At 73.2% G+C, this 25,242-nt stretch carries 9 protein-coding genes; all 9 read right to left on the bottom strand.

Annotation, left to right across the window (positions count from 1 at the left end; translation table 11 throughout):
- Positions 1 to 81: 81 nt before the first annotated feature.
- Genes VA596_RS18475 through VA596_RS18515 form a run of 9 tightly spaced genes read right to left on the bottom strand, consistent with a single transcriptional unit; the run spans position 82 to position 25,099 of the window.
- Positions 82 to 714, bottom strand: coding sequence for an NAD(P)H-dependent oxidoreductase (locus tag VA596_RS18475; protein WP_323328732.1), 633 nt, complete (start codon positions 712 to 714; stop codon positions 82 to 84).
- Positions 711 to 1,649: a TauD/TfdA family dioxygenase gene (locus tag VA596_RS18480; protein ID WP_323328734.1), complete on the bottom strand. Its 939-nt coding sequence runs from the start codon at positions 1,647 to 1,649 to the stop codon at positions 711 to 713. The genes VA596_RS18475 and VA596_RS18480 overlap by 4 nt, the downstream gene beginning before the upstream one ends.
- Entirely contained in the window at positions 1,646 to 2,914 is a 1,269-nt protein-coding gene (locus tag VA596_RS18485) for an ATP-grasp domain-containing protein (protein WP_323328735.1), read from the bottom strand. The genes VA596_RS18480 and VA596_RS18485 overlap by 4 nt, the downstream gene beginning before the upstream one ends.
- Entirely contained in the window at positions 2,911 to 4,173 is a 1,263-nt protein-coding gene (locus VA596_RS18490; protein WP_323328737.1) for an ATP-grasp domain-containing protein, read from the bottom strand. The genes VA596_RS18485 and VA596_RS18490 overlap by 4 nt, the downstream gene beginning before the upstream one ends.
- A complete protein-coding gene (locus VA596_RS18495) occupies positions 4,170 to 9,569 on the bottom strand; it encodes a non-ribosomal peptide synthetase/MFS transporter (RefSeq protein ID WP_323328740.1) in 5,400 nt (1,799 codons plus the stop codon). The genes VA596_RS18490 and VA596_RS18495 overlap by 4 nt, the downstream gene beginning before the upstream one ends.
- Positions 9,566 to 12,544, bottom strand: coding sequence for a non-ribosomal peptide synthetase (locus VA596_RS18500; protein ID WP_323328742.1), 2,979 nt, complete (start codon positions 12,542 to 12,544; stop codon positions 9,566 to 9,568). Before VA596_RS18500 ends, VA596_RS18495 begins: the two co-directional genes overlap by 4 nt.
- Before the next feature lie 10 nt (positions 12,545 to 12,554).
- A complete protein-coding gene (locus tag VA596_RS18505) occupies positions 12,555 to 17,849 on the bottom strand; it encodes a type I polyketide synthase (protein WP_323328744.1) in 5,295 nt (1,764 codons plus the stop codon).
- Positions 17,846 to 21,607 carry an amino acid adenylation domain-containing protein gene (locus VA596_RS18510; RefSeq protein ID WP_323328746.1) on the bottom strand — a complete coding sequence of 1,254 codons (3,762 nt, stop codon included), beginning with the start codon at positions 21,605 to 21,607 and terminating at the stop codon, positions 17,846 to 17,848. The genes VA596_RS18505 and VA596_RS18510 overlap by 4 nt, the downstream gene beginning before the upstream one ends.
- Before the next feature lie 60 nt (positions 21,608 to 21,667).
- Positions 21,668 to 25,099, bottom strand: coding sequence for an AMP-binding protein (locus VA596_RS18515; RefSeq protein ID WP_323328748.1), 3,432 nt, complete (start codon positions 25,097 to 25,099; stop codon positions 21,668 to 21,670).
- Positions 25,100 to 25,242 lie beyond the last annotated feature (143 nt).

Genomic DNA, 25,242 nt, shown 5'->3' on the forward strand with positions numbered 1-25,242 from the left:
CTCGGTGAGTGCCGGACGGCCCGAGAGTCGCACGCCCCGCGAAACCCGCTCAAGGACTTCACGGGAATTGTCCGGTACCGGTCAGCGGCCACCGAACAAGTGCGTGACCTCGCCTTCGACGTCGTCGAGCCACTTCGCGCGGTCGTCCGCGCCGGCGTCCGCGACCACCCGCAGCACGAGCCGCGTCACCTCCGGTTCGCCGAGGTAGGGCGCGAGGCAGCGGCGCCAGATCGCGTCGAGCGGGTCGCCGAAGAGGGCCCGTTCGCGGTCCTCGGGGGTGTCGGAGGTGTTGACGACCAACAGGTGCTCCAGGGCGAGCAGCGATTCGGGGGCGCCCCCCGCGTCGTCGAGGCGGTAGGCGACGCCGGGGACCAGGATCCGGTCAAGCCAGCCGCTGAGGATCGCCGGCGGTTTGCCCCACCAGTTCGGGTGAATCGCGACGAGCCCGGCGGCGTCGCGTACTTCCTCGCGGTGCCGCCGCACCAGCGGGTCCGGTTCGGCGGCGAGGAAATCCTCGGCGCGCGTGCCGCTGGTGTAGGCCTCCTCCGCGGTGAGCACCGGGTCGAAGCCCTCGGCGTACAGGTCGTGGAACCGCACCGGCCGCCCGGCCCGCTCCAGCGTGGCCCGCACCCGTTCGGCGAGCGCGTGGTTGAAGCTGCCCGGCCGGGGGTGGGCCAGCAGGACCACCACCGGCCGGGACGCGGTGCCGGTCATCCGGTCATCGCGACGAGGATGCGGCGCTTGCCGGTGAACGGCTCGCGGCCGTGGGCGTGCAGCATGTTGTTGATCACCATCACGTCACCAGGTTGCCACGGGAAGGCGTAGCTCACCTCGTCGTAGACCTCGCGGATCGTCGCCAGGTCCGCGTCGAGGATCGGGCTGCCGTCGGCGAAGTAGGCGTTGCGCGGCAGGTCGGCCTCCGGGTACAGCTCCAGCAGCGCCTCGCTGACCTCCTCGCCGAGGCTGGAGACGTGGAAGAGGTTCGCCTGGTTGAACCACACGGTCTCGCCGGTGTGCGGTTCGTCCACGAAGGACGGCCGGACGTGCCGGGTGCGCAGGCCCTCGTCGGTCCATTCGAGGGTCTGGCCGTTGCGGGCGCAGTACTCCTCGACGACCGCGCGGTCGTCGGTCTGGAACGCCTCCTGCCAGGTGAGCCCGAGGCCCTCGCGGAACGCCCGCGTGTAGGCGACGCCGCCCGCGAACCGCGCACGCAGGTCTTCCGGCAGCCGCCGGAACATCGCCCGGCTGTCGGCGATCGGCGTGGCCCCGCCGGTCGCCGCCGCGGTGTCGCAGAGGAAGAACAGCCGGGCCGGCCAGTTCGCCGAGTAGGAGTTCTCGTTGTGCATCGGGATCGACTCGGCGGGCGGGTACTCCGTCGAGGTGTAGATGTTCCCGGCCACCGCCGAGCGCGGCGTCGAGCGTTCGGTGTAGGTGAGCAGCGCGCCGCCGATCGTCTCGGTGACCCGGTTGAACAGGTCGAGGTCGACCGGCAGGCCACGCAGCAGGATCGCGCCGTGGTCACGCAGGTGCGCCTGCAGCCGCGGCAGGTGCGCCTCGACCCACGCGAGGTCGGGGACCTGGTGGACGGCGATGCGGGTGTGCTCGTTGCCTTCGAGCTGCCCCAGCGGCGCCGCGAGATCGGCGGTCATGACTCCTCCAGTTCGAATCGGATCAGCTTGGTGGCCTCCGCGTGCAGCGCGGCCAGGTCCTCGGCGTCGGCGAACCCGGCGGCGAGGATGTTGACGGCGTAGACCTCCTGGTCGCCGGTGAGCACCTGGCCGGGCGAGACGATGGTGACGACCTCGAGGACTTCGGGCAGGTCGGCGACCTCACCGGTCCCAGTGACGCGCACCAGCCGCCCGGCGCCGTCTGCGTAGACGACCAGGTAGCCCACCGGCACCGGCAGGCCGGCCCCGCGCGCGGGCGGCGGCGTGCCGAGGGCGAGCGAGACGGCCTCGGCGGTGACGTCGATGCCGGTGGCCAGCTTGAGCAGGGCGGGCTGCGCGCCCCCGGCCGGGCGGCCGGCGTTGACCTCGACGACGGTCGGGCCGCGCTGCGCGTCGTCGATGATCTCGACGTGCGCGCAGGTGCAGTCGAGGCCCAGCGCGCGAACGGCGTCGGTCACGGCGGCCTTGATCGCCGCCGCGCGTTCTTCCGGCAGGTCGAGTGGCGGGCAGACCATGCCCAGCTCGAACTTGCGCTCGTCGATCAGCGTCTTGTCCACGATCCCGACGGGCTCCACGACGCCGTCGCGGATCAGCACGTCCACCGCGTACTCGGGACCTTGGAGCAGGCCTTCGACCAGGAACACCCGCAGCGGGTCGATCGACCCGGGCAGGGTCCGGTGGTAGCGGGAGTCCGGTGACTGCGGGAGCCGCGTCGCGAGCAGGTCGTAGGCCGCGGCCAGTTCGTCCACTGTGGACACCAGGCGGACGAGGGTGCTCGCCGCGCCGTTGACCGGCTTGACGATCGCCGGGAGACCGACCACCTCGGCCACCTTCGCGGCGTCGGCCGGATCGGCGAACAGCGCGCACGGCGGACCCGGCAGCCCCGCTTCGGCCAGCGCCTTCCGGACGGCGAACTTGTTGTGCGCCACGACGAAGACGTCGGCCGGGCAGCGGGCGACACCGAGCAGTTCGGCCACCCGGGCGGTGCTCGCGATGATGCCCTCGGCGGCGGTGAGCACTCCCCCGGGCTCCGGGTCGCGCGCCCGGATCGCCTCGGCGACCGCCGGCGCGTCGCGGACGTCGTCGACGACCACGAACCCGTCCACGATCGACGTCAGCTCGGCGCGCTCGGCGTCGTCGAGGGCTTCGGTGACCAGTTCGGCCCGGAAGCCCTCCCGGCGCACGGCCGCCACGACGTCGTGGATCCAGTGCCCGCGGGTCTCGCGGACGACGAACGCGGTCTTCACGAGACCTCCAGCCGGATCAGCTTGCTCGCCTCGGCGTGCAGGGCGACGAGGTCTTCGTGGTCGGCGAACCCGGCGACGACGAGGTTCACCGCGTACGTCTCCTGCTCGTCGGTGAGCACCTGGCCGGGTGAGACGGTGGTGACGACGTCGACCACCTCGGGCAGCGCAGCGACGTCGTCGAGTCCGCCGATGCCGGTCAGCGTGCCGGAGCCGGCGGCGTAGAGGATCAGCATGCCCAGCGGGATCGGCAGTTTCGCCGGTTCCCGCGCGGGCGGCGGCGCGCCGAGGGCCAGGGCGGTCAGTTCGGCGAAGACGTCGACGCCGGTCCGGAGCTTGGCCAGCAGCGGCATGATCGAGCCCGCCGGGCGGCCCGCGTTGACCTCGACGATCGTCGGGCCGCGCCGCTCGTCGTCGATGATCTCGACGTGCGCCACGGTGTTGTCCAGGCCCAGCGCTGTCACCGCGGCGGACGCGGCCTCGCCGACCAGCGCGGCCCGTTCGTCGGTGAGCCCGGCCGGTGGGCAGGACAGGACCAGTTCGAACTTGCGCTCGTCGATCAGCGGCTTGTCGAGGATCTCGACCGGCTCGGGGACGCCGTCGCGGATCAGGACGTCGACCGCGTACTCCGGGCCTTGCAGGAATGCTTCGACGAGGAACGTCGTCGCCGGGTCCAGCGTGCCCAGCGGGCGGTGGTAGCGCGGGTCGGCGGACTCGGGCAGCCGGGACGCCAGCAGCTCGTACGCGGCGGCCAGTTCGTCCACTGTGGACACCGTGCGGACGAGGTTGCTGCCCGCGCCGTTGACCGGCTTGACGATCGCCGGTAGGCCCACCCGCTCGGCAACCTCAGCGGCGTCGGACGCCGACGAAATCAGCGCGAACCCCGGTCCAGGCAGCCCGGCCGAGGCGAGGGCCTCTCGGACGGCGTACTTGCTGGCGGCTCGCGTGAACGCCGAGGCCGGGCAGCGCGCGACCCCGAGCAGCTCGGCGACCCGCGCCGTGCTCTCGATCGCGCCGTCGGAGCCGGTGATCACCGCCGCCGGAGCTGTGGTGATCTCGCGGATCTTGGCGGCGACGGCTTCGGCGTCGTAGACGTCGTCCACGGCCACGACGTCGTCCACGACGGCGGCGAGCGACGCCCGCTCCCCCGCGTCCACCGGCGGGGCGAGCAGGACAGCGCGGTGGCCGGCCGCGTGCACCGCGGCGGCGACCTCGCCGACCCAGTGCCCGCGGGCCTCCCTGATCAGGACGGCGATGCTCACGCGGCCCCCTTCCCGGCGAGCTTGCGCTCACGCACCTGCGCGCCGACCAGGTCGTCCGGCAGCGAGTCGGGGACCTCGGTGTCGAACCGGCGCAGCAGCTTCACCGCGAACCCGCCGACGTTGATCACCAGCAGGACCAGCGCGTAGACGACGTACGCCAGCCCGACGCCCCGGCCTTCGCCGGTGCCGAGCACCGAGCCGACCGACCCGGCCAGCGCGCCACCCGGAGCCAGCAGCGGCGTGAACCAGCCGACGGCCAGCGGGGCCAGCACGGCGAAGCCGATCGGCAGGGTGGACCAGGTGATCGTCTGGTTGATCGCGAACACCCGGCCGTGGTAGCGCTGCGGCACCTTGACCTGCACGAGCGTCGCGTAGATGCCCTGGGACACGGCCATCGCCGCGGCCAGCAGGAACACCCCGGCGGCGACCACGATCAGCGACGGCCGCAGGCCCATCACCAGGCTGCCGACCGCGATGCCGACGTTGCCGACGAGCACACCGACCATCCGCCGCTTGCGCGGCCCACCCCACAGCGCCATCCCGATGCCGCCGGCCACGGCGCCGACGGCCTCGGCCAGCGCGACCTGGGCGACGTCGGTGACGGTGCCGAAGGACAGCACCAGCGGCGAGACGAGCACCAGCGCGGGCGCCAGGAAGACGTTGGCCAGCGCGAAGTACAGCAGCATGGTGCGGAACCCGCGGTGGTTCCACGAGTACTTCAGCCCGCCCGCGATGGCCGTCAGGAGCGGTTCGCGCGGGCGCCAGCCGAGCAGGTCGGGGAACCGGACGAACAGCAGGCTGACGATGGCGAAGACGTAGCTCACCATGTCGAGGACCAGGATCCCGGACAGCTGGATCGCGGCGAGCAGGCCGGCGGCGATCACCGGCATGAGCAGCTGCGCGAAGCCGTTGGACAGCTGTGCGAGGCCCATCGCGTGGCCGAGGTACTGCTTGGGCACGAGCTGGGCGACCGACGACTGGTACGCGATCCGCTGCAGCGACCCCGCGACCGACCCGAGCGGGATCAGCACGTAGATGAACCAGAGCTGCAGGTTGTCCGCGACCAGCAGTAACGCCAACGCCAGCTGGATGAGCCCGGCGACCGCGCTGGCCGCGATCATGATCTTGCGGCGGTCGCCGCGGTCGACCAGGGCGCCCGCGACCGGCAGGATCAGCACGCCGCACATCAGGGCCAACGCCCACAGGAGGCCGAGGTCGGTGACCGAGCCGGTGCGCGTGTAGAGCCAGATCGGCACGGCGAACGACGTCAGCGCCGAGCCGGTCGAGGAGACGAGCTGGCCGACGGTGACCGTGACGAACCGGGCCATGCTCGGCGGCACCGCGGGCTTATCGTCCACTGTGGACGTGTGCGTGTCGTGCACCGCCCAGCCCGCGTCGTCACCTCGCTTCGAGACGTGCAGGTTGCCGGGATCATCGAGCGCGGGGTGGACGCGGGTGATGATCTCGGCCAGCTCGTCCGCGCGGTAGCGGAGGAAGAAGTGCCCGGCCTGGTCGAGTACGACGAGCGCGGTGTGGTCGGTGAGGAACTCCCACTCGCGGTAGCGCTCGGCGTAGTAGTCGGTGACCGGGTCCTCCGAGCCGACGACCGAGATGATCGGCGCGCGCAGCTTGGCGACCCGGGCGTCGAGCAGGCCGCTGAAGTACTCCTCGGCGGCGCGGCTGTCGGCGCGCATGTTGCTGATGATCCGGTCGGCCTGGTCCGGGTCGAGCTCCTCGGTGTCGACGCCCATGCCCTTGAGCCAGTCCGCGTAGTACCGGTTGCTGCGCAGCTTCTCCAGCTTCGTGCGCAGCGTGCCGACCGCGCCCTTGATCCGCGCGAACGGGAAGATCGCGCCGATGTGGACGACCTCCAGCTCGCGTCCGCGTTCCTCCAGCCGGCGGGCGACGCCGACGGCGAGGGCGTTGCCGACGCCGCAGTGGCCGTAGATGGCGAGGGGTCCGTCGATCCGCTCGAGGACCTCGTCGGCCAGCCGCTCGACCAGCTCGTCGAACGGTACGGCCTCCTCGGTCAGGCCGACGTCGTGACCGGGGATCGCCACCGAGTACAGCGAATACCCGTCGGGCAGGGCGTCCGCGAGGGGCTGGTAGACGATCGCGCTGCCACCGCCGTACGGGAAGCAGACGTAGGTGAGCGTCCGCTGCTTGACGGGCTTGGTCAGCTCGTACAGCAGGTGCCCGGAGTCGTCGCGGTCGCCGTCGAGGAACGCCGCCAGCTCGCGGATGGTCCGGTGCTGGAACAGGTCCATCACGCCCGCTTGGTGCCCGGCCTTCGCGATCCGCGCGACGACCTGGGTGGCGAGCATCGAGTGGCCGCCGAGGTCGAAGAAGTCGTCGCCGACGCCCAGCTCGTCGACCTTGAGGACGTCCCGCCAGATGTCTGCGAGGAGGACTTCCAGGGGCGACGACGGGGCGACGAGTTCCGTGCTCGCGTCCCGGCTCGCTACCGGAGCGGGCAGCGCCTTGCGGTCGAGCTTCCCGTTGGGGGTCAACGGAAGTTCGTCGAGGGTGACGAACGACGGCGGGACCATGTAGTCGGGCAGGGTGAGTTTCAACGCCGTCCGCAGGGTCCCCGCGTCCGCGTCGCCGACGACGTAGCCGACCAGGCGTTTGTCGCCCGGGGTGTCCTCGCGGACGAGGACCACCGCGTCGCGGACGCCGTCCTGCTCGCGCAGGGCCGTCTCGATCTCGCCGAGTTCGATGCGCAGGCCGCGGAGCTTGACCTGGTGGTCGATGCGGCCGAGGAAGGCGATCGTGCCGTCCGGGCGCCAGGAGGCGAGGTCGCCGGTGCGGTACATCCGTCCACTGTGGAACGGATCGGGGACGAACTTCTCGGCCGTCAGCTCGGGCCGGTTGTGGTAGCCGAGCGCCAGGCCGGCGCCCGCGATGTGCAGTTCGCCGGGGACGCCGACCGGGCACGGGTTTCCGCGCCGGTCGAGGACGTAGATCCGCAGGTTGCGGATCGGCGCACCGATCGGCACCGACGCGACCTCGGCCAGCGCCTCCGGGGTGCAGTGCCAGGCGGTGACGTCGATCGCGGCTTCGGTCGGGCCGTAGAGATTGTGGAGTGCGCAGTGCGGCAGCCGGGTGGTGAACTCCCGGGCCGTGACCAGGGGGAGTTCCTCACCGCTGCAGACCACGCGCCGCAACGACGTGACCGAGTCGATCTTCGGCTCCGCGAGGAACAGGGTCAGCATCGACGGGACGAAGTGGGCGGTCGTGATGCGCTCGGAAACCAGCAGCTCGCGCAGATAGGCCGCGTCCTTGTGGCCGCCCGGCTCGGCCAGGACCAGGCGGGCGCCGGTGCTGAGCGGCCAGAAGAACTCCCACACCGAGACGTCGAAGCTGGCAGGGGTCTTCTGCAGCACGGCGTCCGTGCCGTCGAGGCCGTAGGCGCGTTGCATCCAGTCGAGGCGGTTGACGATGCCGCGGTGGCCGTTCGGCACGCCCTTCGGCCGGCCGGTGGAGCCCGAGGTGTAGATGACGTACGCCGGGTCGTCCGGCCCGACCAGGGTGTCCAGTGTGGACTCAGGACCGGTCAGGTCGTCGAGGACGACGACGGTCGCGTCGCCCGGCGGCAGGGTGTCGCGCAGCGCGGCCTGGGTGAGCACCACCGGCGCAGCCGCGTCTTCCAGCATGAACGCGAGCCGGTCGGCCGGGTACTCCGGGTCGAGCGGGACGTACGCGCCACCCGCTTTCAGCACGCCGAGCAGGCCGGTGACCAGCTCGAACGACCGGTTCGCGAAGACGCCGACCAGCGTGCCCGGGCCGACCCCCAGCTCACGCAGCCGGTGCGCGACGCGGTTGGCACGTGCGTCCAGCTCACGGTAGGACAGGGACTCGCCGCGGAAGGTGACCGCGGCCGCGTCCGGGGTGCGCGCGACCTGGGCTTCGACGAGCGAGTGCAGTGTGCCCGGCGGGATCTCCCCCTCGGTGTCGTTCCAGCGGTTCAGCACCAGGTCCCGCTGATCGCCCAGGAGATCCAATTCGGACACTGCGCGCGCCGGATCGGCGACGACCGAGCGCAGCAGCGTCACCAAGCGGTCGGCCATCCCGGCGACGGTCACCGCGTCGAACAACGCCGTGTTGTGGACGAACTTGCCGATCAGACCGGACTCGATCTCGATCGCGTGGAACTCGAAGTCGAACCGGGTGGCGGGCAGGTCCATCGGCAGCCAGCGGAAGTCCACTTCGGACGTCCCGGCCGCGGCCATCCGGCCCATCTCGTAGTTCTGCAGTGCGAACATCGCCTGGAACACCGGCGAGCGGCTGACGTCCCGGGGTACGCCCAGCGCGTTGACCAGGCGTTCGAACGGGACGTCGGCGTGGTCGAACGCGTCGAGCACGTGCCGCCGGGTGCGGTCCAGCAGCTCGGTGAAGCTCGGGTCGCCGGCCAGCTGGGCGCGCAGCGGCAGCATGTTGATGAACATGCCGACCACGCCCTCCAGCTCGGGCAGCCCGCGCCCGGCCGAGGACGATCCGACGGCGAAGTCCTCTTGACCGGAGTACCGCGAGAGCAGCAACTGGTAGGCGGCGAGGAGCGTCATGAAGAGCGTGACGCCGTGTTCGCGGCTCAGCTCCCCAAGCGCCCGGGCGAGGTCCTGCTCGACGAAGAACTCGTGGATGGCGCCGTCGAACGTCTGGGTCGCCGGGCGCGGCCGGTCGGTCGGCAGCTCCAGGGGTTCGACGCCGCGGAGGGTGTCCTGCCAGTGGTCGAGCTGGCGGTCGAGTTCGGTGCCGGTGAGCGTCCGGCGTTGCCAATGCGCGAAGTCGCCGTAGCCGATCGACAGCGCGGGCAGGCCGCCGGCGGTGCCGTGGTAGTGCGCGGCGAGGTCGCGCAGCAGCAGGTCGACCGACCAGCCGTCGCCGACGATGTGGTGCGTGCACACGGCTAGGAGGTGCTCGTCGTCGCTGATCCGGACGAGCGTGGCACGCAGCAACGGGCCGTCGACCAGGTCGAACGGCTCGGCGGCCGCGGCGTCGACCGCGGCCCGCGCTGCGTCCTCATCGAAAGCGTCCACAAGGGACAGCGGCACGGTGGCGACCGGGTCCAGGCGGACGGACGGCTGCCCGTCCTCCCCCGCCGGGAACCGCATCCGCAGAGCCTCGTGCCGGACCGGGAGGGCGTCGAGTGCCGCCTGCAGCGTGACGACGTCGAGGCGGCCGGTGAGGCGGAGCGGGATCGGGATGTTGTACGACGTGGTCCCGGGCGCGAACTGCTCCATGAACCAGACGCGTTCCTGCTGGTAGGACAGCGGAACCGGGTCGCCGTCCGGACGCGGCGTGATGGTCGCGGCCGGTTCGGCGCGCCGGCGCAGCCGCCGTTCCAGCAGGGCCCGGCGCGCGGCGGCGCTGCTGGTCTCGTCGATCGTCGTCACGCCTGCTCGCTTTCGGCCAGCTGGGCCTGGACCTCTTCGTCGCTGAGCTGGTCGAGATCTTCTTCCAGGCGCCGTTCGACCTCGGCGGCGAGGCCCGCCACCGTGGTGAACGAGAAGAGGCCACGCACCGGCAGTTCCACGCCGACCTGCTTGCGGATCCGGGCCATCGCGCGGATGGCCAGGAGCGAGTTGCCACCGTGGGCGAAGAAGTCGTCGTGCACGCCGAGCTTCTCGACGCCCAGGAGTTCACCGAGCACCTCGGCGACCAGTTCCTCGGCCGCGGTGCTCGGGGCGACGTACTCCGTCTCCGCGCCGAGCTGGGGATCGGGCAGCGCGGCGCGGTCGAGCTTGCCGCTGGCCGCGACCGGCAGCGCGTCCAGCGTCACGAAGAGCGTCGGCACCAGGTACTCGGGCAGGCTCTTGCGGAGTGCGTCCGCCGCGCCTTCGGCGGTGCCGACGACGTACCCGACGAGGGTGCCTTCGCGGACCGCAACAGCGGCGTCGCGGACGTCCGGCAGCTCGCGGAGCGCGGCTTCGACCTCACCGGGCTCGATGCGGTAGCCGCGCAGCTTGACCTGGTCGTCGGTGCGGCCGAGGTACTCGAGCACGCCGTCGCGGCGCCAGCGGGCGAGGTCGCCGGTGGCGTACATCCGGCCGAACGGGCCGTCCGGGAAGCGTTCCGCGGTCAGCTCGGGCAGGCCGAGGTAGCCGTCGGCGAGCTGCGCGCCGGCCAGGAAGAGCTGGCCCGCGACGCCCGGCGGGACCGGCCGCAGGCGGTCGTCGAGGACGTACACGCGGGTGCCGGAGATCGGGCGGCCGATCGGCACCGGCCCGTCGACCGGGCCGTCGAGCCGGTGGGCGACGCAGCCGACGGTCGCCTCGGTCGGCCCGTACTCGTTGGTGACGGTCGCGGCGAACCCGCGCACGACCTCGCCCATGAGCGCCTCGCCGCCGAGCACCAGGTCCCCGGTCGGGTACGACTCCTCGGGCAGCACGGCCAGGTGGGTCGGCGTCGCCTTGACGAAGTCCGGCCGCCCGGAGTCCACAAGGGACCCACCGGCGGTGAGCGGGCCGAGCAGCGTCGTCACGGTGAGATCGAACGACGCCGACGTGTGCAGCAGCGCACGGCCGCTCAGGCTCGGGTACGCCTCGCGTGCCCAGGCCAGGTAGGTGGCGAGCGCACGGTGCCCGACCTGCACGCCCTTGGGGCGGCCCGTCGAACCGGACGTGTAGATGACGTAGGCGATGCCGTCCGCCGCGGGCGGGTTCTCCGTGGACGAGTCCTCCCACACGGCCGGGTCGCCCAGGTCCAGGGTCTCGGCGTCGAGGGTGACGCCGCTGGTGAGCACGACGCGGGCCCCGGCGTCGGCCAGGACCAGGGCCTGTCGCTGCGCCGGGTTGGCCGGGTCGAGGGGAACGTAGGCGGCGCCGCTCTTCAGCGCACCCACGATGCCCACGACCAGGTCGGCCGAGTTGGGCGCGCACACGCCGACCACGCCACCGGCACCGATCCGGTGCGCGACGCGGTTGGCCCGCGCGTTCAGCTCGGCGTACGTGAGCCGCACACCGCCCAGTTCGACCGCCAGCGCATCCGGGGTCTGCGTCACCTGCTCTTCGAAGCGGGTGACGAACAGCGGAGCGTCCGAAGTGGACGTCTCACCCCACTCGAGCACCTGAGCACGCTCGGCGTCCGAGAGCAGCGGGAGGTCCGCCACCGGCGTCGCGGGGTCCTCGACGGCCGCGGAGAGCAGGCCCAGGAACCGGTCCACCATGGACTCCGCCGTGGCCCGGTCGAACAGGTCCGTGCGGTAGAGCAGGCGGCCGTCGACCGCGGTCAGGTCGATCGCGACGTCGTCCTTGGCCGTGGCGTACCGCACCGGCTCGATGCCCGAGTCCGGGATGAAGTTGAAGCCGATCTGGTAAAGCGCCTGCACCGCCGGGTCACGCTCCGGGCGGACCGCGTCGGCGACCAGCTGGAACGGCACCCGGCCGTGCTCGATCGCGTCCAGCACCGCCGTGCGGACCCGCCCGACCAGGTCGGCGAACGACGGGTCGCCGCCGAGGTCGACGCGGATGGCGAGCTGGTTGACGAACATCCCGATCAGCGGCGCCAGCTCCGGCAGGTCACGTCCGGCGACCGGCACCCCGACCACGACGTCGTCCTGCCCGGACAGCCGCGACAGCAGCGCGGTGTACCCGGCCAGCAGCACCATGAACGGCGAGGCGGACAGCTCGCGGCCGACCACACCGGCCTTTTCGAGCAGCCCGGCGGGCAGGTCGAAGTCGACCTGGTCGCCGTCGAACCCGAACTCCGCCGGGCGCGGCCGGTCGGTGGGCAGGCTGTGCACCGGCGGGAGCCCGGCCAGCCGCTCGCGCCAGTAGTCCAGCTGGGCACGCACCAGCGGCAGCTGCCCGCGCTGCCACGCCGAGTAGTCCGGATACTGGATGGCCAGCTCGGGCAGCTTGGGCAGCCGGCCTTCGGCGACGGCGTCGCAGGCCTCGTTCAGCTCGCTGCCCAGCACCGACACCGAACCGGCGTCGAACACCGTGTGGTGCACGACGAAGGTGAGCAGCCAGTCCGAGTCGGCGAGGCGGCACAGCTGGGCCCGCCACGGCGGCGCGGCGTCCAGAGGGATCGGGCGGCGGGCGATCTCCTGGGCCAGCTCGGCCGCCTTTGCCTCCCGCGCGTCGGCCGGGAGGTCACGCAGGTCGTGCACCTCCGGCTCGATCGGGACGTGCTCGTGCACGACCTGCACGAGCACACCGTCCGCCATCCGGAACGCGGTGCGCAGGGCCTCGTGCCGTCCGACGACCACGCCGATCGCGGCCCGCCACTGCGACTCGGTGAGCGGCAGGTCCTGCCGCACCTGGCACGGCAGGTTGTACACCGGCGAGGCGGGGTCGAGCTGGTTGGACAGCCAGATCCGCTCCTGCCCGAACGAGGCCGGGAACGTCCATTCCTTCGTGTCGGTCATGTCTCCTGCTTCAGCGCTCGAGCTTGGGGATGGTGGTGGCGGCGGGTTCTTCGACGGGTGCCGCGTCGGCGCGCAGCTCCTCGATCCGCTCGACGAGGGTGGCCACCGTGGAGGATTCGAACAGCGTCTTCATCGCCAGCCGGGCGCCGGTGGTCTTGCGGACCTGGGCGATGAGCTGGATGGCGACCAGGGAGTTGCCGCCGAGGGCGAAGAAGTCGTCGTGGACGCCGATGCGCTCGACGCCGAGAACTTCGGCCCACTGCCGGGCGATCTCGGCTTCGAGGTCGGTGCGCGGGGCGACGTAGTCGTCCTGGGCCAGCGGGGCGGCGACTTCCACGACCTCTTCGTTCTCCACCAGCGCTTCGGCCGTCACGCGACGCTCGAAGAGGTCCCGCACCGGGCGGGTGCTGATGACGACCTGGCCGCCGAGCCCCGGGGTCAGGGCCCGCAGGAACGCCTCGGCGCCGTCGACCGGCCGGATCCCGGCTGACGTCGCCGCGACCGCAGGAGGCTTCGACGCCAGGCCACCGCTGACGGCGTTCTCGTCGACCTGGCGCAGGACGAAGTCCTCGATCTCGGCCACCACGCGCCCGTCGTCGGCGCACAGCGTCAGGTCGGCGGAGATCACCTGGTCACCACCGGAATCCCGGTAGCGCAGGTGGCTGTGGAAGCTCGCCGGGAGGACGTCGTGCACGACCACCCGGCCGTAGCTCATCGGCAGGTAGGTACCGCTGCCCCGGCCGCGGCCGAACGCCGTCGCGATGTCGAGCAGCGCCGGGTGCAGGCCCCAGCCGGTGTCGCCGGCCGCCGCGTCCGGCGCGACGATCGACGCCAGTTCCTCGTGTTCGCCCAGGTGGTGGGTCCGCAGCGCGGCCCAGCGCGGGCCGAAGGTGACCATGCTGGTCCGGCCGGTGCCGAAGCCGTGGCCGTCGTCGAGCACCGCGGTCCGGCCCCGGATCGCGTCCAGGTCCACTGTGGACACGCTCGGCGCCGGAACCCAGCCTGCGGAACCCCGGACGTGCGTCTTGGTCACGCCCGCCACGCGGCTCGTCACGGTGAAGGCGTCACCGTCGAAACCGACGCGGTACTCGGCGACCGCGCCTTCCGGCACCGAGAACGGCTCCAGGAAGACGACGTCCCGCAGCTCGACGACGTGGCCGTCGGCCGGCTTCGGCAGCGCCGCCTCGACGGCGGCGCGGACGGTCTCCAGGTGCCCGGTCCCGGGCACCACCGGCACACCCGCGATCCGGTGCTCGTCGAGCAGCCAGTGCCCGGCTGCCGAGACGAGCCCGTGGACGCCGCCCGCGGTGCGCGTGGTCAGCACCGGGTGCGAAACCGGACCGTCGGCCTGCTCGCGCGTCGACCGGATCAACGACGGCGCTTCGACTTCGGCCGCCATGCCGACCTCGTCCCAGCCACCCCAGTCGTGCGCGACGACCCGGGCCAGCCAGCCGTGGTCACCACGGGCGTAGGCGTCGAGGAAGTTGTTGGCCGCGCAGTAGTCGACCTGACCGAAGTCCCCCGAGACCGAGGTGACCGACGAGCACAGCGCGACGAAGTCCATCGGCAGGTCCGAGAACACCTCGGCCAGCGCGAGGGTGCCGCCGATCTTCGGCGCGAGCACCGTCTCGGCGGACGCCCGCTCCTTGACCTCGGCGACACCGCCACCGGGCAGCCCGGCCGCGTGGACGATCCCGTCCAGCCCGCCGAACTCGCGCTCGGCCAGCTCCCGGACCTCGCGCAGCCGCGCGGGGTCGGTGACGTCGGCGGCGAGCACGTGCACCACCGCACCGGCCGTCTCCATCCGCCGGACGGCGAGCATCGCGCGGCCGAGCCGGTCGGTGTCGTGCGCGGCCAGGTGAGCGTCCCACTCCTCGCGCGGCGGCAAGCCGTTGCGGGACAACAGGATCACCTTCGCCCGGACGCGCAGGGCGAAGTCCTCGGCGAGGGTGATGCCGATGCCGCCGGTGCCGCCGGTGATCAGGTAACGGCCGCCGTCGCGCAGGACCGGCGTCTCGGCTTCGGGCAGCGTGAGCTGCGTGTGGTCGAGCACCCAGCGGCGGCCGCGGCGCAGCGCGACCTCGGCGTGGGCGTCCGCCGGCGCGGACAGCTCGGCGACGACCTCGGGCGACAGCGTCTCGACGTCGATCCGGCGCACGATCGTGCCGGGCTGCTCCAGGGGCAGCACGCGGGCGATCCCGGCGAGCGTCGCGTGTTCGGGGCGGGTCAGGTCGGTCCCGGTGACGTCGGTGGTGCCGGCGCTCAGGACGTCGATCCGCAGCGGCTCGGCCCAGGTCTGGACCAGGCTGAGCACGCTGAAGAAGCCTCGGTCCTGCGCTGCCATCCCGGTTTCGGTGCCGCCCAGCGCCCACGCGTGCACGACCCGTTCGGGCCGGGTGCCGAGCGCGGCGACCAGTTCGTCGTAGTCCGCGCGCTCCCCCGGCCGGACGGTGAACCCGCCGTCGACCGCGGCGAACCGCTCGCCCGGCCGGACCTCGGTGACCGCGACACCGGCGTCGCGCAGGAGGCCGGGCAGGACGTCGTCGTCGACGAACGCCAGGCAGGACGCGAACGGCTCGCGCCGCACCTCCGGCCCGGCCTGCCGCCACGACGGCACGGCGAACCACTCTTCGAGCGGCAACGGCCCGCTCGGCTTCACCGGCTCCGCGACCGTGCCAGCCGGGTCGGGATCGACCCAGTACCGCTTGCGTGCGTAGGGGTAGCCCGGCAGCGGCACGCGGTGCCCGGACGTCACGGAATCCAGGGCCAGCCCGTGTGTCCACAGTAGACCGGCGGCCGCGTACAGCGTCTCGACGTCACCCTCGCGGTCGGTGCGGCCCGGCAGGCTCGGCTGCGGCGCGGGCAGGCCCTTCGGCACCTGGCCGCGGGCGAGCCCGGCCAGCTGGTGGCCCGGGCCGCACTCGAGGAGCGCCCACCGCTCGCCGCCCGCGAACAGCGTCCGGACGCAGTCGCCGAAGCGGACGGCCTGACGCAGGTGCGCGGCCCAGTAACCGGGGTCGGTGGCCTGGGCGTCGGTGATCCAGTCACCGGTCAGGTTGGACAGGAACGGCAGCGACGGCGCCGAGCGCGGCACCGCAGCGACGGCTTCGGTGAACTCGGCCAGGATCGGGTCCATCATCGGCGAGTGGAACGCGTGTGACGTCACCAGCTCGCGGCACTGCACGCCACTGGACTTGAGCCGCGCGCCGAAGTCGGCCACGACGTCGGACGGGCCCGCGACGACGCAGGTCCCCGGCCCGTTGACCCCGGCGATCGAGAGGCCTTCGGGCAGCCGCTGCGTCACGGCGTCCTCGTCCAGCTGGATCGCGAGCATCGCGCCGGACGGCATCGACTGCATCAGCTCGCCACGCCGGACGACCAGCTTCAGCACGTCGGCCAGGGTGAACACCCCGGCCACGGTCGCGGCGACGTACTCGCCGATCGAGTGGCCGATCATCGCGCCGGGCCGGACGCCCCAGCTGCGCCACAGCCGGGCCAGGGCGTACTCGACGACGAACAGCGCGGGCTGCGTGTACCGCGTCTCCCGCAGTTTCGTGTCACCGCCGCGTTCGAGGATCAGCTCCTTGAGTTCCGGGATGCCCGCGAGGGTGCAGCACTCGTCGACGGCCGCGGCGAACACCGGCTCGCTGCGGTACAGCTCCGCGCCCATCCCCGCGTACTGGGAACCCTGGCCGGAGAACAGGAACGCGACCTTCAGCTCGTCCGCTCGGGCGGTGACCAGGCGACGTGCGTCGCGGAGACCGTCGACGGCGTCCTCGGGATCGCGGGCGACGACGGCCGCGCGGTGTGCGTACTCGGTGCGCCCGGCCGCGAGGGTGTGCGCGACGTCGGCGAGGTCCAGGTCGATGTCCCCGGCCAGCCGGTCGGCCAGCTGCTCGACGGCGACCGCGAGCGCGTCCGGGGTGTTCGCCGAGACGCGCAGCAGGTGCGCCGGGTGCGGCAGGCGGCGGCGCTGCGGGACCGGCGCCTCCTCCAGCACGACGTGGGCGTTGGTGCCGCCGACGCCGAACGAGCTGACACCGGCCCGGCGCGGGGCGTCACCCGCCTCCCACTTCGTCACCGTGCGCGCCGGGTAGAACGGGCTCGCCGGGAAGTCGATGCCCGGGTTGGGCTCGGTGTAGTTGATGGTCGGCGGGATCAGGCCGTGTTCCATGGCCAGCACGGTCTTGATCAGCGCCACCACCCCGGCGGCCTGGGACAGGTGCCCGATGTTCGACTTGACCGAGCCGATCGCGCACCAGGCCGTGTCCGGCACGCCGTGGCCGTACACAGTGGACAGTGAGGTGACCTCGATCGGGTCGCCCAGCGCGGTGCCGGTGCCGTGCGCCTCGACGTACCCGATGGTGCGCGGGTCGACCCCGGCCATGCCGACGGCCTGGGCGATCGCCTCGGTCTGGCCGGCGACGCTCGGCGCCGAGAAGCCGACCTTGGTGGCGCCGTCGTTGTTGATCGCGTTGCCGAGCACGACCGCGCGGATGTGGTCGCCGTCTTCGATGGCCTGCGCCAGCCGCTTGACCAGCACAACGCCGACGCCGCTGCTCCAGACCGTGCCGTTGGCCTCGGCGTCGAACGCGCGGACGTGCCCGTCGGGCGAGGTGAAGCCGTCGACGCCCATGTAGCCGATGCCGTGCGGCATCTCCAGGTTCACGCCGCCGGCCAGCGCCATCTCGCATTCGCCGTTGCGCAGCGCCTCGCAGGCCAGGTGCACGGCGACCAGCGACGTCGAGCACGCCGTGTGCAGCGCGAGGCTCGGGCCGCGCAGGTTGAGCTTGTAGGACACCGACGTCGTCAGATAGCTCGGCTGGTTGCCGGTGGACATGCCGATGCCGCCGTGCTGCGAGGCCATGATCCGGTCGTTGCGCAGCAGGTTCTCGATCAGGTACCCGGTCCGGCCGGAACCGCCGTAGACGCCGATCGCGCCGCGGTAGCGGGCCGGGTCGTACCCGCCGTCGGTGAGGGCGGAGTGGCAGGCCTCGAGGAACACCCGGTGCTGCGGGTCGGTGATCTCGGCTTCGCGGCTGGTCATGCCGAACAGCTCGGCGTCGAACTCGTCGAAGCCGTCGACGACCGTGGTGGCGTTGACCCAGCTGGGATCCTCGAGGGTTTCCGGGTCGGCGCCGCGGGCCAGCAGCTCCTCCGGGGTGGCGGGCCTGATCGACTCGACGCCGTCGACGAGGTTGCGCCAGAACTGGCGGAGGTCGCCGGCGCCGGGGACGCGGGCGGCCATCCCGACGATCGCGATCGGCTCGGCTGCGGGTTCGCCGCTCTCAAGGTCGTGGGTCACTGGTGGCGCTCCTGTTCGTGGCCGTTCGTGGCGGCCGGGCGGCGGGGTCTTCTGGACGGGGTGCGTCCCCGGCGGGCGGCGACCCGCTCGGCGGCGCGGGCCAGCGCGGTGTCGGGCCTGGCCTCGCTCGCCGCGTGGAGGTGGGCGGCGAGCGCGCGGACGGTGGGGTGGCTGAACAGCTCGACGACCGGGATGCGGCGGCCGAGCCGCGCGGTGACCTGGGCGTGCACCTGCATCAGGGCGAGCGAGTGGCCGCCGACGTCGAAGAAGTTGTCGGTGACACCCACGCTGGCGACGCCGAGGACCTCTCGCCAGGCCTGCGCGATCACCGCCTCGGTCGCGGCCAGCGCCGCGACGTCGACGACGACCGGATCAGGCACGGGTTCCGCGCGGGTCATCGCGCCCGGCGCCGCGGTGCGCACCGCAGGCCGCGGCGTCTCGGGCAGGCACGTCCCGACCGGCACGTCCGGCGCGGCGGCCAGGCCGGCGAGCAGGTCCGCGTAGTCCGCGGCGAGCGCGGTCATCCGGGCGGCGTCGAACAGGTCCGGGTTGTAGAGCAGCTCGACGCCGTGGCCGAGGACGTAGACGGTCAGGTCGAACGGCGACCCCGGCTTCGCGACCGGCAGCCAGCCCGCCCGCACGCCCGGCAGCTCCAGGCGCGGCTCGCTGAAGTTCAGGACGTTCACCATCACCTGCACCAGCGGCGCCCGGCCGGGATCGCGGGGCACGCCGAGGGCGGTGACGAGCTGCTCGATCGACGCCGCCGGGTGCGCGGTCGCGGCCAGCAGCTCGGCCCCGCCGCGCCGGGCGTGGGTGGCGAAGTCCGCGTCGTCGTCGGCCCGCAGCCGCACCGGCACGATGTCCACGAAGAACCCGGCGACGTCCTGGGTCTCGGGCAGCTGCCGGTCGGCGACGACGGTGGCGACGAGGTGGTCGTCGCCGCCGGTGAGCCGGTGCAGCAGCTGCCCGAACGCGGCCAGCAGCACCCCGGCCTGGGTGGTGCCGGTCCGCGCGGCCAGCTCCCGGACGGCGTCGGGGGCGCCGTCCGGGAACACCTGGTGCACGCTCGCGCCGTGGTAGGTCTGCACGGCCGGGCGTGGCCGATCGCGCGGCAAGTCCACTGTGGACGGAGCCTCGGCGAGGTGTTCTTTCCACCACGCGAGGTCGACGGCCTCGCGGCGGCTGTCACGGTCCGCGCGCCACGCCGCGTAGTCCGCATAGGACGCGACGAGCGGCGGCTGCGGCTCACCGGCGTAAGCCGCGGAGAGGTCGGCGCACAGGAGGTCCTGGGACCAGCCGTCGAACACGGCGTGGTGCAGCGTGAAGCCGAGCACGTGCTCGTCTGGCCCGAGTTCGTAGAGCCGCACCCGCCACGGCGGCTCGCGGTCGAGGTGCACCGGGGTCGCCGCGTCGACGGCGAGGCGGTCGTCGAGGAACGGCTCGGTCAGGCTGGTGATCGGCAGCGGAATGTCCTGCGCGGGAAGGCATTCGGCCTGCGGGACGCCGTCGACGGGCCGGATCCGCCAGCGCAGGATGTCGTGCCGCTCGGCCACCGCCCTCAGCGCGGCGCGCAGCTGTGCCTTGTCGAGCTGCCCGGACAGCCGAAAGGCCATCGCTATGTTGTAGGGCGCGGCGTCCGGCGCGAGCTGGTCCAGGAACCACAGGCGCCGCTGCGGCGGGGACAGCGTGGGTGCGTGCCCGGTGGTCAGTCCGGGCCCAGTCAGCGGAGCGGCGGCGGCCACCCGCCGGGCAACACCGTCGAGGGTCCGCCCGGCCAGGACGTCCTCGGTGGCGACGTCGGCGGCCAGGTCCGCGCGCAGAGCCGCAACCAGCCGCATCGCGGCGATCGAGTCACCGCCGGAGGCGAAGAAGTCAGGCCCCGCTCCGGCACCGAGCACCTTCCGCCATACCTGCGCGACGGCTTGGGCCACGGGCGTCTCCGGCTCGCCGAGCACGTCCGGGGTCTGGCGTTCGGCCAGGGCGCGCAGGGCGGGCCGGTCGATCTTGCCGGTCACGGGGTTGACGGGGAGGGCGTCGAGCCAGTGGATCACGGCCGGGCGCATGGCTTCGGTGAGCCGGTCATTCGCCCGGATGTCCTCGTCGGAAGGCAGCGCGGTTGCAGCCGCGCCGGACAGCGCCAAAGCGGCAATCGGTCGCGCACCGGCGACCGCCACGCCCGGCGACACCGACGCCGCTCTCGCGCGAGCGCCGCTCGAACCTGCAACCACCCCGCCTGTCAACACCGACGCCGCACTCACCCCAGCATCGCCCGAACCGGCAACTGCCCCATCCGAGGGCTCCGACGCCGCACTCGCATGAGCGCCGCTCGAACCTGCGACCGTCGGCACCGAATCCGCAATCGCCCCGGCGCCGCTCGAACCGGCAACCGCCACCCCCGGCGACACCGAAGCCGGCGTGAGGAACGCGACCAACCGGGTGCCGGCCGGACCCGCGACCGCCTCCACCGCAACCGCGTCCACCCGTGGGTGCGTGCTCAGCGCGGCCTCCACCTCGCCCAGCTCGATGCGCTGCCCGCGCACCTTGACCTGGCGGTCGGCGCGGCCCGCGAACTCCAGCCGGCCGTCCGGCAGCTGCCGCGCCAGGTCGCCGGTGCGGTAGACCCGCTCGCCCGGCGTGAACGGGTCCGCGACGAACTTCTGCTCGGTCAGCTCCGGGCGGCCGAGGTATCCGGCGGCCACCCCCGGGCCGCCGATCAGCAGCTCGCCGACCTCGCCCGGCGCGACCGGCCGCAGGTCGGCGTCCACCACGTGCGCACGGTGGTTCGGCGTCGGCGTGCCCAGCGGCAGCGGGTCGGCCAGCACGCCGGTCACCTCGTCGGTGACCACGACGACGGTCGTCTCGGTCGGGCCGTAGACGTGGAAGAACCGGCGGCCGGGCAGCCAGCGCGCGGCCAGTTCGGCCGGCACCGGCTCCCCGCCGCACGCCACGGTCCGCCAGCCCGGCACGTCCGCCGGGTCCAGCATGGCGAGCAACGTCGGCGTGATGAAGCCCCAGTCGACGTCGTGCTCGACGACGAACCGGCGCAGCCGTTCGGGATCGGCCCGGTCGGCCGAGCCGGCCAGCTGCACCGAGCCACCGCAGGTCAGCGGCACGAAGACGTCCATGGTGAACGCGTCGAAGCCGAGTGAGGAGATGCCGAGCGTGCGCGTGCCCGGGCCGACACCGAGGCGCCCGGCGAAGCCGGTGACGAACGCGACGACGTTGCGGTGGCTGGTCAGCACGCCCTTCGGCCGCCCGGTCGAGCCGGACGTGTACAGCACGTGGGCGGTGCTGTCCGGGGTGGCCGGGCAGCTTCCCGGCGAACCCGGCGGCGGGACGTCGAGGGCCTCGATCCCCTCCACCGCGCCGAATTCCGCGACGGCGGCGTCGCCGATGACGAGCGTGACACCGGCGTCGGCGGCGATCCCGGTCAGCCGGGCCCGCGGGCCGCCCGGTTCGAGCGGCACGTAACAGCCGCCCGAGAGCAGGACGCCGAGGACCGTCGCCACGAGCGCGGGACGCCGGTGGGCGCACACGCCGACCCGGGTTTCGACGCCCGCGCCGCGTTCGCGCAGCAAGGCCGCGACACCCCAGGCGGCGGCGGCCAGCTCAGCGTAGGTGAGCCGCGTTCCGCCCTGCCGCACGGCGAGCGCGTCCGGCGTCCGCCGGGCCTGCTCCAGGATCAGTCCGGCGACCGTGGTGTCCGGATAGGACTGTGGCGGGCCGTGCGTGCCCGCGACGGGCAGCGTGTCGGTCACGGTGAACTCCCCAGTTCGGTGTGCTGCCCGGGGCCGCGGTGGCGGCCGGGCTGGTGCCGGTCACGGGTGGTCACCCGTGACCGGCGGGTCGATCCAGAACCTGCTGCGCTGGAAGGGATAGCCGGGCAGCGGCACCCGGCCCGGTTCCGCGCCGTCGTGCCGGGCGCCCCAGTCGACGTCGCCGCCGCTCACCCAGCGCACGGCCAGTTCGTGCGCCGCACCGGGTGGCCCGGCGACGTCGGTCCCCTCCGCCAGCAGGACGTCCAGGGCTTCGACGGCCTCCGCGGCGGTCGTCGCGACCACGGCGGCGCGGGCCGCGAACTCCCGGCGTCCGACGGCGAGGGTGTAGGCGACGTCGGCCAGGGGCGGCGGGTCGTCCGCGAGCCGGTCGCGCAGCCGGGAAAGCGCTTCGCGCAAGGCTTTCCGGTCCCGCGCGGACACCGGCAGCACGTACGGGCCGTCGGCGGTGACCCGCGGCCCGGCCGCCGGCGCCTCTTCGACGACGACGTGGACGTTGGTGCCACCCATCCCGAACGAGCTGACCCCGGCGACCCGGCGTTCCGCGTCCGGCCAGTCGGCGGCCTTCACCGGGACGTACCAGGGGCCGCCGGCGAGGTCGACCTCCGGGTGCGGCGCGGTGAAGTGCAGGTTCGGCGGGATCACGCCGTGACGCACCGCAAGCACGGTCTTGATCAGCCCGGCCACCCCGGCGGCGGCGTCGAGGTGCCCGATGTTCGTCTTGACCGAGCCGAGCGCGCACGTTCCGGGCGGGACGTCCCGGTAGACGCGGTTCAGCGCGGCGACCTCGATCGCGTCGCCCAGGGGTGTGCCGCTGCCGTGGGCCTCGACCAGCCGGACCTCGGCCGGGTCGACCTCGGCGACGGCGAGGGCTTCGGCGACCGCGGCGGCCTGCCCGGCGGCGCCCGGCACGGCGTACCCCGCGCGGTCGGGGCCGTCGTTGGTCGTCGCCCAGCCGGGCAGCACGGCGTGGATGTGGTCGTGGTCGGCGAGCGCGTCGGCCAGCCGCCGCAGCACCACGACCCCCGCGCCGGAACCGAACCCGGCACCCTCGGCCGCGACGTCGAACGCGCGGCAGCGGCCGTCCGGCGAGGCGAGGCCGCCACTGCGGTAGCGCGGCCAGGTGACGCTCACTCCCCCGGCGAGCGCCAGGTCACAGCGGTATTCGGCGAGGCTCTGGGCGGCGAGGCCCACTGCGGCCAGCGAGCTGGAGCAGGCACTCTGGACGGCGAGCGCGGGCCCGGTCAGGCCGAGCCGGTAGGCGACCTGGCCGGGCAGGTGGTCGGTGAGCTGGCGGCCGAGCAGCCGGCCCTCCCAGTCGTCCGGGTCGACGTCGCCGGTCACCGCCGGGTTCCCGAAGAGGTGGAAGAGGAAGTAGCGGTTGACGCCGGCGGAGGTGAAGACGCCGACCGGGCCGGTCTCCCGCGCCGGGTCGCGGCCCGCGTCCTCGAGAGCCCGCCACGCCGTCTCGAGGAAGAGCCGATGCTGTGGGTCGGTGCGGGCGGCTTCGTCGGCGGTGAAGCCGAAGAACTCCGCGTCGAAGTCCTCGACCCCGTCCAGGCGGCCACCGGCACGGACGTGCGCCGGGTCGCCGCGCAGGCCGGGCCCGATGCCGAGGGCGGCCAGCTCGTCGTCGGTGTGGTCGTGGATCGAGTCGACCCCGGCGCACAGGTTCCACCAGAACGCGGGCGCGTCGGGCGCACCCGGGAACCGGCAGGCGACCCCGACGACGGCGATCAGGTCGCTGCCGTCGGGATCGGACGACGGCTCGGCCGCCCGCGGACTGTCCGAAGTGGACTCGCCGAGGTAGGCCGCCTGCGCCGCGACGGTGGGGTGTTCCAGCAGGCCGAGCAGCGGGACGTCGGTCTCGAACGCCGCCGCGAGCCGCTGCTGGACGCGGCCGAGCAGCAGGGAGTGCCCGCCGACGTCGAAGAAGGCATCGGTGACGCCGAAGCCCGCGTGGCCGAGGACGTCGCGCCAGATCGCGTGGACCCGCTGTTCGTCCTCGGTCATCGGCGAGATCTCGGCAGGCGCGGACGGCCGCGGGTTCGGAAGCGCTTCCTCGTCGAGCTTGCCGGTGACGGTCAGCGGGAACGCCGCCACCACGACCACCGCGGAGGGCACGGCGTAGGCGGGCAAGGCCTCGGCGAGCGCGGCCCGCAGGACGGCCGGATCAGGGTCGGCGTCAGGCGCCGGGACCACGTACGCCAGCAGCTCGCCGTCGCGGACGATCGCTCGCGCCTCCGCCACCTGGGGTGATTCGGCGAGCTTCGCCTCGACCTCCGTCAGCTCGACCCGGAACCCGCGCACCTTGACCTGCCGGTCCAGGCGGCCGAGGCAGACCAGGTTCCCGTCCGGGAGGACCGAGCCCAGGTCGCCGGTGCGGTACGTGCGGAGCCCGTCCGAAGAAAAGCCGAACGCCGGGCTCGGGCGGTCCAGGTACCCCTCGGCCAGGAACTCGCTCCGGACCTCCAGCTCGCCGCCTTCCAGCACCGTCAGCTCGTAGCCCGGGAGCGCCACCCCGATCGGCAGCGGGCCGGTGGCGTCCGGGTCGACCTCGGCCTGGGTCAGGCGGTGGTGCGCGGCGAAGGTCACCTCGGTCGCGCCGTAGCCGTTGACGAACACGCAGCCGTCGGCGAATCGGCCGCGGCGGACGTCGGCGTAGGTCGAGGGCTCGCCGCCCAGGAGCACGGTCCGGACCGACGGCAAGTCGCCCTCGAAGCTGTCCAGCAGGTGGCGGTAGACCGTCGGTGTCGAGTGGTAGACCGTCACCTCGTGCCGCGCCAGCTCGCGCGCGGCGTGCGCGACGCCGTGGACGCGCAGGTCCACCGGCACGACGGCGGCGCCGGTCAGCAGCGCCGGGTACAGGTCCGGGATCGCGGCGTCGAAGCCGAAGGACGCCAGCAGGCTCAGCCGGTCCGCCGCGGTGATGCCGAGGCTCGCGATCTGGTTGTCCACCACGTGCAGGAGGTTGCGGTGGGTCTGGGCGAACGCCTTCGGCGTCCCGGTGGAGCCGGAGGTGAACAGCACGTAGGCGGGCGTGTCCGGGTCCGGGTCGGGGACCGGCAGCGGCGCGGTTTCCGACCCGACCGGGACGACCCGGGCGGACCCGTTGCGGCACAACGCCTCCGCGAGCTCGACGTGCTCGGCGTCGGCCAGCACGGCCGACACGCGGGCGGCGCCGACCTGGTGCGCGAGGCGGTCACGCGGGAACGTCGGGTCCAGCGGGACGTACACGCACCCGGCGGCGAGCGTGCCGAGGATCGCGGCGATCGCCCGCGTGCCGTGCCCGGTGACGAGCCCGACCCGGTCGCCCGGCCGGACGCCCGCGTCGAGCAGCCGTGCGGCGTGCCCGCCGGCGAGCCCCGCCAGCCGGGCGTAGCTCACCACCGCGTCGTGCTCGACGACGGCGATCCGGTCGGGCGACTGCCGGGCGACTCCTTCGAAACGTCTGATGCAGCCGGCTTGCGTCATCGCTCGAGGAGGGCCCGTTCCGACCGTGAATGGGCGCGCGGCAGCCAAAGCGGTGACGTCGACTTCATCTCACTCCCCAGTGCGATTCATGGTGAAGAATCACGCAAGGTTAAAGCTCACGACGTCCGCTGTGGATACGTAAT

The sequence above is a fragment of the Amycolatopsis heterodermiae genome, assembly GCF_034929455.1.
GTDB lineage: Bacteria > Actinomycetota > Actinomycetes > Mycobacteriales > Pseudonocardiaceae > Amycolatopsis > Amycolatopsis heterodermiae.

Coding starts and splice junctions, on each gene's coding strand:
- VA596_RS18515 (WP_323328748.1), bottom strand. CDS start 25,099: ATGACGCAAGCCGGCTGCATCAGACGTTTCGAAGGAGTCGCCCGGCAG.
- VA596_RS18475 (WP_323328732.1), bottom strand. CDS start 714: ATGACCGGCACCGCGTCCCGGCCGGTGGTGGTCCTGCTGGCCCACCCC.
- VA596_RS18480 (WP_323328734.1), bottom strand. CDS start 1,649: ATGACCGCCGATCTCGCGGCGCCGCTGGGGCAGCTCGAAGGCAACGAG.
- VA596_RS18500 (WP_323328742.1), bottom strand. CDS start 12,544: ATGACCGACACGAAGGAATGGACGTTCCCGGCCTCGTTCGGGCAGGAG.